The organism is Shimia sp. (assembly GCF_041624275.1).
Taxonomy (GTDB): Bacteria; Pseudomonadota; Alphaproteobacteria; order Rhodobacterales; family Rhodobacteraceae; genus Shimia.
The window spans coordinates 1-7,613 of sequence record NZ_JBFJVE010000155.1 but is presented as its reverse complement, the minus strand read 5'-3'; the positions used below and the strand labels follow the sequence as shown (position 1 = coordinate 7,613).

Here is a 7,613-nt window from a genome sequence, read left to right as displayed (position 1 = left end):
GCCCAGCTTGCGGAAATGGGCGCGCAGCTCGTTCGGCGTGTCGCGGCGGCCGCGGAAATCATAGTGCACCGGCTGCTGGATGCCGACCACGGGACCACCGAGATAGATCTTGCCGGCGGTGTGATGCAGGTAGTTGACGGCCGGGTGGGCGACGTCATCGGCGCCAAAGACCTTTTCGGCCTCGACCGACTTGTTGGGCTCCCAGCGGTCGGTGACGGTCATGGTGGCGAGGATCACGCCTTCCTGATCGCGCAGCGCGATGTCCTGACCAAGCTCGATCGAGGCCGCGAAGTCTTCCGACACGTCGAGCGTGATCGGCATCGGCCACAGCGAACCGTCGGCCAGCCGCATGTTGTCGAGAACGCTGTTGTAATCCTCTTCGCCCAGAAAGCCCTTCAGCGGGTTGAAGCCACCGTTCATCAAGAGTTCCAGATCGCAGATCTGGCGCGGGGTCAGATCGTGGCTGGTCAGGTCCGCCGCCTCGACTTTCAGTTTCTGGGCGCTGTCGTACGAGACGTACAGTTCCGGGATGGGGGCCAGGTTGTTTTGCATTGGATGAGTCCTGTGTTTGATGGGGGGCAGGCCGCTTGCGGTGCCTGTCAGTTCCGCGTGAAGAGCGTTGTATTCTGCAAGTTTGCGGGCGAGGAATTGATCGGTGAGCCGCACTTTCTCGACCGCGCCGCGCGCGGTCAGCGAATAGGCGAACCGCTGTCGTCTGTCGGGACCGGGGCGATCGCTGATGGTGATCAGCCCGGTCTCGGCGGCGGCGCGCAGCTGCGCGTTCAGCCGCCCCAGCGAAATGCCGACCGCCGCCGCGATGGCCCGCTGCGACGCGTCCGGCGCCAGGTCGAGCTGGCGCAGGAGTCGGAAGAGCACATCTTCCTCGTCCGGGCTGGGTTTTGCGGCGGGTAGCGGCATCTGCAATCGGCTCAAAGTGTGTTCACGCGTGAACACATAGGGGGTTTGACGCCCCGGGCAAAGCCTTTTCTGCCGTCTGCATGGCAAAGTTGCGGCCGTTGCATTGCTGCAACGGCCGCGTTTTCCTGCAACGGGTGTGCCGGGGTGGGGGCGCCTACTCCTGTTCGGCCAGAAAGCGTTCGGCGTCGAGCGCCGCCATGCAGCCCATGCCGGCCGAGGTCACCGCCTGGCGGTACTTGTGGTCGGTCAGATCGCCGGCGGCGAAGACGCCCGGCACCGAGGTTTCGGTGCTGCCCGGCTTGACGCTGACATAGCCGCCATTGTGCATTTCCAGCGTGTCCTTCACCAACTCGTTGGCCGGCGCGTGGCCGATGGCGACGAAGACCCCCTTGCAGGGGATGTCGGTGATCTCGCCGGTCTTGACGTTCTTTACTTTCACGCCCTCGACGCCCAGCGGCATGTCGGTGCCATAGACCTCTTCCAGCGTGTGGAACCACAGCGTCTCGATCTTGGGGTTCTTCAGCAGCCGGTTCTCGAGGATCTTCTCGGCGCGCAGCTCGTCGCGGCGGTGGATCAGCGTCACCTTCGAGGCGAAATTGGTCAGGAACAGCGCCTCTTCGACGGCGGTGTTGCCGCCGCCGATGACCACGATCTCCTGACCGCGATAGAAGAAGCCGTCACAGGTGGCGCAGGCCGAGACGCCAAAGCCCTTGAATTTCTCTTCGCTCTCCAGCCCCAGCCATTTGGCGCGGGCGCCGGTGGCCAGGATCACCGCGTCGGCGGTATAGACCGTGCCGCTGTCACCCTTGGCGGTGAACGGGCGCTTGGACATGTCGAGATCGGTGATGATGTCGCCGATGATCTCGCAGCCCATGGCGGCGGCATGTTCCTGCATCTTGACCATCAGGTCGGGGCCCTGCACCTCAGTAAAGCCGGGATAGTTCTCGACCTCGGTGGTGGTGGTCAGCTGGCCCCCGGGCTCGATGCCCTGCACCAGGATCGGTTCCAGCATGGCGCGGCTGGCATAGACGCCGGCGGTGTATCCGGCGGGGCCCGAGCCAATGATGAGAACCTTGGTGTGTTTGGTGTCGGCCATGAGCGGTGCCTTCCGTGTTGCAAGCGCGAGTCAGGAAGGGGATATAGCCATCCCGGGCGCGGGGGAAAACCCCGTCGGCGCGGCAAATCGCGCCACGCGCTCGCGGGGGCGGTCCGGGAAATTGTCGGAAAATGATCTTGCGTGGTAGCGAAATATTATTGCGCGTGTGACCTGCGGTGATATAAGAACCGAAAATTCCACTGAGAGAGAACAGTCATGCCCGGCACGCGGCTCGACCCCATTGATCGCAAAATCCTGGCAGAGCTTCAGGCCGACGGTCGCATGACCAATGTCGAGCTGGCCAAACGTGTCGGCATTTCGGCGCCGCCCTGCCTGCGCCGGGTCCGCACCCTGGAAGAGGCGGGCTTCATCCGGGGCTACCATGCCGATGTCGACGCGCGCGAGCTGGGCTTCGAGGTTCAGGTCTTTGCCATGGTCGGGCTGCTCAGCCAGGCCGAATCCGATCTCTCGACCTTCGAGGAACGCTGCCGCAACTGGTCGCTGGTACGCGAGTGCCACATGCTGAACGGCGAAGTGGATTTCATCCTCAAATGCGTGGCGCCCGATCTGTCGACCTTCCAGACCTTCCTTACCGAGGAACTGTTGAAGGCGGACAATGTCGCCAGCGTCAAGACTTCGCTGGTCATTCGCGGTGCCAAGGACGAACCGGGCGTGCCCTTCGACATCCTCGAAGACCGGCTCAGCCGCGACGCCTGACCCGCCGGGTCGGCGTGCCATGGCGCGCGCAACGAAAAGGCCGCCCCGGTGATCCCGGCGCGGCCTTTCGCGTCTTCTGGCACAGGCTGTCAGGCGGCCTTGCGCTCGGGTTCGCTCTGGTTGCGGCGGGCAATGAAGGCCGCGCGCCGCGCACCGCGGGTCCAGGGCAGGGCCGGGCTGTCAGCTGCCGCGCTGGCGATGACCGATTTGATGAAGCGTGCCTGTTTCGACATGGTTTTTTTCCTTTTCCTGTCCCCGGTGCGCCGGGTGTCTTGCTTGGGAACAATGTCGCAGCGAATTTGGGCAGAGATGCGGCAGCAAAGGTCTGATTTCGCGAAAACAGCGGGTCGGAACCGGGGCCATCGGCGCGCGCCGCGTCCGGTGACCCCAAGCTTCGGGCCGCATTTCAGGGGTCAAAGCCGGATGGCCGAGATCAGCCGGCCGTAATCGGCCTCGCCGGCATGGGTCGCGCGGCGATAGGAAAAGAACCGCGCGGGGTCCGAATAGGTGCAGTGGCGAATCCAATCGGCCCGGCCGATGCCGGCCCGGCGCAGCCGGTGCAGCCCGTAGGACTGCAGGTCGAACTGTTTTCGCTGTTCCGTGCCGTCGGCGAAGAACCGGGCGTTGTCGGGGTCCGCCGCAAGGAAGGTCTCGACGAACTCGGGCCCGACCTCATAGGCGCTCTGGCTGATCGACGGCCCGATGACCGCAACCGTGGAGTCGCGCCGCGCGCCCAGATGCAGCATCGCCTCGAGCGTCGCCTCGAGCACCCCGTCAAGCGCCCCGCGCCAGCCGGCATGGGCGGCGCCGATCACGCCGGCTTGGTGATCGGCGAACAGCACCGGCTGGCAGTCGGCGGTCAGGATCGACAGCACCAGCCCCGGAATGCGCGTCACCAGGGCGTCGGCCCGTGGCGGGCCCGAGTCGAAGGGCGCCTCGACCACCGCCACGTCCGGGGAATGGACCTGATAGGCGGCGACAAGATGCGACAGGGGCGCCTGCATGGCCTCGGCGACCCGTTCGCGGTTGATCTGCACGATCTCGTTCTGATCCGAAGACCCGGTGCCGCAGTTCAGCCCTTCGAACACCCCCGAAGAGGCGCCCCCCTTGCGGGTGAAAAAGCCGTGGCGCAGCGGCGCCAGGCTGTCCGAGGTCAGGATTTCCAGGGTCATGTCTCACATCCGGGCGGGGGCGTCGCGCCATGCGGAAACAACGCCAGAACTTTGAACAGGTTTCCCATTTCGCCGGGATGCGTCAAGCGGCGATGTGCGGCGACATGGGCCTCCAGCGCCGCCCCGTCAAGCCGCGCCGCCAGCGCCTGCGCGCGCGCGGTGATGCCCAGCCGCTCAAGGAAAATCCCCTGCGGCGTCAGCTTGCTATGGGCCGAGGGCGTGGCCCCGGCCAGGGCTTCGAAATCGACATGCGCGGTCAGGTCGGCATTGCCCGGATCGTCGAAGGGGTCGACGAAGCGATGCGCCGCCAGCGCCTGCAGCGTGTCCCCCAGCGAGCGCCAGTCGCCATAGTCGATGATCAGCGCCGCGCCGCCGTCGGCGGCGATTCGCTGCCCGATGGCCTCGGCGATCGGGGCCGCGGCGGGGCAGACCTCGACCACCTGGCCTTCGGCGGTGTCCTCGAGCCGGTGGGCCAGCATGTCCGGCGCGATCTCGGCCCCCAGTCCGAAGCCCAGCTGCCCGTCCTCGAACCGCACCAGCCGCTCGCGCCAGCCGGCGCCGTCGCGCTGGAACTGGCGGATCGGCAGCGCGTCGAAGAACTCGTTGGCGACCAGGAACAGCGGCGCCCCCTCGGGCAGCCCGTCGATGTCGTCATGCCAGCGCACCGCGTCGCCCAACAGCGCCCGCTGGCGCGCGCGCAGCGTCGCGCTGGCCTCGACAAGGTGCAGCTCGGCGGCCTCGACGAAGCCCGGCACCGCTCGGCCGACGCGCAGGATGTCGGCCATCAGCGTGCCGCGTCCGGGGCCGGCCTCGGCCAGCACGAAATGCCCCGGTGCCCCCTGGTCGTGCCAGGCCTGGGCCAGCGACAGCCCGACCATCTCGCCGAACATCTGCGAGATCTCGGGCGCGGTGGTGAAATCGCCCGCCGCGCCGAAGGGATCGCGGGTGGCATAATAGCCGAACTGCGGATGCAGCAGGCATTCGCTCATGTAGTCCGACAGGGTGATCGGCCCCTGGGCGGCGATCCGCGCGCCGAGATGCGCCTTCAGATCAGCCATGGCGCCGCGCCCGGCCCAGCAGCCAGACCCCGAACAGGATCATCGGCAGCGACAAGAGCTGGCCCATGGTCAGACCAAAGCCTCCGACCTCGACCGCCAGCCCCAGCGGGTTGCCGGCGCTGACGAACTGCGCGTCCGGCTGGCGCAGGAACTCGACCGCGAAACGGGCCAGCCCGTAAAGGGCGAAGAAGGTGCCCGCGATCCGTCCCGGAGCCTTCAGCGCGCCGCGCCGCCAGGCCATCCAGATCAGCACCGCGCCGATCAGCGCCCCTTCGAGCAGCGCCTCGTAAAGCTGCGAGGGGTGGCGGGCGCAGATCTCGCCCAGCGGCTGGCCGCAGTGCTGCGCCGCATATCCGGGAAAGGCGACGCCCCAGGGCAGGTCCGTGGGCCGCCCCCAAAGCTCGCCGTTGATGAAATTGGCCAGCCGCCCCAGCAACAGCCCCGGCCAGACCCCCAGCGACATGGCGTCGGCCAGCGACAGCCGGTTCAGCCCCTCGCGCCGGGCCACCAGCCAGGCGGCGACGACGACCCCGAGAAACCCGCCGTGAAAGGCCATGCCGCCCTGCCAGACCTTGAGGATGTCACCCGGCTGGGCGAGGTAATCGCCCGGTTTGTAGAACAGCACATAGCCCAGCCGACCGCCGATGATCACCCCCAGGATCACCCAGGTCAGCAGGTCTTCGCACTGGCGCGGCGTCATCGGCGCCCCCGGCGCCCCCCACAGCGCGGGGCGTTTCAGCGCCGCCACCACCAGCCGCCACCCGATCAGGATGCCGACGATATAGGCCAGCGCGTACCAGCGCAGTGCCAGCTCGAAACCGAACAGCGTCGTCGAGACGATCTCGGGGGATATGTCGGGAAATTGGATCATCGCCTGCATGGCCCCTGATGGACGCGCCGGCAGGGCAAAGTCAACCATTGTGCCCGTTTCAAATGCACCCCATATAGAGGCCACGAATTAGCCGGAGGCAGATATGCAGACCCGCAACAAGTTTATGGACGACGTTTCGCAGCTGATGACCAATGCCATGGGCGTTGCCCAGGGCGCCAAGGACGAGGCCGAGAACGCCATGAAATCGCTGATGGACCGCTGGCTGGCGGACCGCGATTTCGTCACCCGCGAGGAATTCGACGCGGTGCGTGCCATGGCCCAGAAGGCGCGCGAGGAAAACGAGGCCCTGAAAGCCCGTATCGAGGCGCTGGAAAGCAAGTAACGCCCGGCGCCCGTTCTTTCTCTGGCCCCGAATATCCCGGGGGACGGCGTCGTTTTGCAAAAATGACACCGTGAATGACCGAGTGGGGCAGGGCCCCACCGCACCATGGACCTGCACCGCGCCCGGCCCTAGTCTGGGCCGGAAACAGCCAGAGATGGACAGGGTCATGGGACAGGACATTCCCGACATCTTCACGACCCGCGGGCTGACCAAGGTCTATGGCACCGGCCCGGCCGCCGTGCATGCGCTGCGCGGGGTCGATCTCGACATTCCGCGGGGCGAGATCGTGGTTCTTCTGGGGCCCTCGGGCTCGGGTAAATCGACGCTGCTGAACATCCTCGGCGGGCTCGACCGGGCCACCGCAGGGCGCGCCACCTTTCTCGATCAAGACCTCACCGCGATGTCGGACCGCGCCCTGACGCGCTATCGGCGCGACCATGTCGGCTTCGTCTTCCAGTTCTACAACCTGATGCCGTCGCTCACCGCGCGCGAGAATGTCGAACTGGTGACCGAGATCGCCGAAGACCCGATGGATGTCGGCGCCGCGCTGCGCCTGGTCGGCCTGGGCGAACGCATGGACCATTTCCCGGCCCAGATGTCCGGCGGCGAGCAGCAGCGCGTCGCCATCGCCCGCGCCATCGCCAAGACCCCGACGGTGCTGTTCTGCGACGAACCCACCGGGGCGCTCGATTCGCAGACCGGGCGGGCGGTGCTGCATGTGCTGAACGACGTCAACGCCAAGCTCGGCGCCACGGTGATGATCGTCACCCACGCCGCCGCCACCGCCGCCATGGCGCATCGGGTGATCCATTTCGCCGACGGGGCGATCCGCAGCGTCGAGACCAATGCCACGCGGCTCAGCCCGGACCAGATCGAATGGTGAGGCCATGACCCCCCTCGACCACAAGCTGTGGCGCGACCTCTGGCGGATCAAGGGCCAGGCGGCGGCGATCGCGCTGGTGGTGGCGGTGGGGGTCGGTCTTCTGGTGATGATGGCGGGCATGCTGTCCTCGCTGACCGAGACCCGCGCCACCTATTACGAACGCTACCGCCTGGCCGATGTCTTCGCCCCGGTGACCCGCGCGCCGCGCGCCAGCCTCGAGCGGCTGGCCGCCATTCCCGGCGTTGCCGCGGTCGAGGGCCGGGTGCGCGGCGCGGCGCTTCTGGACATGGCGGGGCAGGCGCTGCCGGTGCGGGCGATGGCGCTTTCGCTGCCCCCCGACGGCGCCCCCCGGCTCAACGCCATCTATCTCGGCGAGGGGCGGTTGCCGGCGCCGGGGCGCAGCGAAGAGGTGCTGGTGCTGCAAAGCTTTGCCAGTAAGGAAGTCTTGCCGCGCATCGCCGCCGCTTCGCAGATGGCTCCCTTGTTCGCCGGTTTGAGCGATGAGCAGCGGCAGCGGTTGCTGGAAATCTGCGAGGCACAATCCTTCGTGCCGGG

At 67.0% G+C, this 7,613-nt stretch carries 9 protein-coding genes and 1 pseudogene; 4 read left to right on the top strand and 6 right to left on the bottom strand.

Going from position 1 to position 7,613, the window contains the following annotated elements; translation table 11 throughout:
* Together ABZD10_RS11810 and trxB are read right to left on the bottom strand one after the other, a co-directional pair.
* Nucleotides 1–918 (bottom strand): winged helix-turn-helix transcriptional regulator (locus ABZD10_RS11810; protein WP_372886721.1); only part of this gene is annotated, 918 nt, incomplete at its 3' end.
* Between the two features lie 154 nt (nucleotides 919–1,072).
* On the bottom strand, nucleotides 1,073–2,014 hold the full coding sequence (trxB, locus tag ABZD10_RS11805) for a thioredoxin-disulfide reductase (protein ID WP_372886719.1): 942 nt from the start codon (nucleotides 2,012–2,014) through the stop codon (nucleotides 1,073–1,075).
* A gap of 216 nt (nucleotides 2,015–2,230) precedes the next feature.
* Here trxB and ABZD10_RS11800 point away from each other — a divergent pair, with 216 nt between their 5' ends.
* Nucleotides 2,231–2,731 (top strand): Lrp/AsnC family transcriptional regulator, encoded by a 501-nt coding sequence (locus ABZD10_RS11800; RefSeq protein WP_372886717.1) that lies wholly within the window; start codon nucleotides 2,231–2,233, stop codon nucleotides 2,729–2,731.
* Nucleotides 2,732–2,820: 89 nt separating this feature from the next.
* On the opposite strand, the gene ABZD10_RS11795 is transcribed toward ABZD10_RS11800, so the two are convergent.
* The 4 genes from ABZD10_RS11795 to lgt form a co-directional block, all read right to left on the bottom strand.
* The gene (locus ABZD10_RS11795) at nucleotides 2,821–2,964 is read right to left on the bottom strand and encodes a hypothetical protein (protein WP_372886716.1); all 144 of its coding nucleotides are present in this window, start codon (nucleotides 2,962–2,964) and stop codon (nucleotides 2,821–2,823) included.
* 180 nt (nucleotides 2,965–3,144) lie between these two features.
* The gene (gene pgeF / locus ABZD10_RS11790) at nucleotides 3,145–3,903 is read right to left on the bottom strand and encodes a peptidoglycan editing factor PgeF (protein ID WP_372886715.1); all 759 of its coding nucleotides are present in this window, start codon (nucleotides 3,901–3,903) and stop codon (nucleotides 3,145–3,147) included.
* The gene (locus ABZD10_RS11785; protein WP_372886714.1) at nucleotides 3,900–4,961 is read right to left on the bottom strand and encodes a class I SAM-dependent methyltransferase; all 1,062 of its coding nucleotides are present in this window, start codon (nucleotides 4,959–4,961) and stop codon (nucleotides 3,900–3,902) included. The genes pgeF and ABZD10_RS11785 overlap by 4 nt, the downstream gene beginning before the upstream one ends.
* Nucleotides 4,954–5,841, bottom strand: a complete 888-nt coding sequence (gene lgt / locus ABZD10_RS11780; protein WP_372886712.1) for a prolipoprotein diacylglyceryl transferase — start codon at nucleotides 5,839–5,841, stop codon at nucleotides 4,954–4,956. Before lgt ends, ABZD10_RS11785 begins: the two co-directional genes overlap by 8 nt.
* A 94-nt stretch (nucleotides 5,842–5,935) precedes the next feature.
* Here lgt and ABZD10_RS11775 point away from each other — a divergent pair, with 94 nt between their 5' ends.
* The 3 genes and pseudogenes from ABZD10_RS11775 to ABZD10_RS11765 form a co-directional block, all read left to right on the top strand.
* Nucleotides 5,936–6,175, top strand: a complete 240-nt coding sequence (locus tag ABZD10_RS11775; RefSeq protein WP_372886710.1) for an accessory factor UbiK family protein — start codon at nucleotides 5,936–5,938, stop codon at nucleotides 6,173–6,175.
* A 166-nt stretch (nucleotides 6,176–6,341) separates the two neighbouring features.
* Nucleotides 6,342–7,058: an ABC transporter ATP-binding protein gene (locus tag ABZD10_RS11770; protein WP_372886708.1), complete on the top strand. Its 717-nt coding sequence runs from the start codon at nucleotides 6,342–6,344 to the stop codon at nucleotides 7,056–7,058.
* 4 nt (nucleotides 7,059–7,062) lie between these two features.
* Nucleotides 7,063–7,613 (top strand): annotated as a pseudogene (locus tag ABZD10_RS11765) (hypothetical protein); the annotation flags it as partial.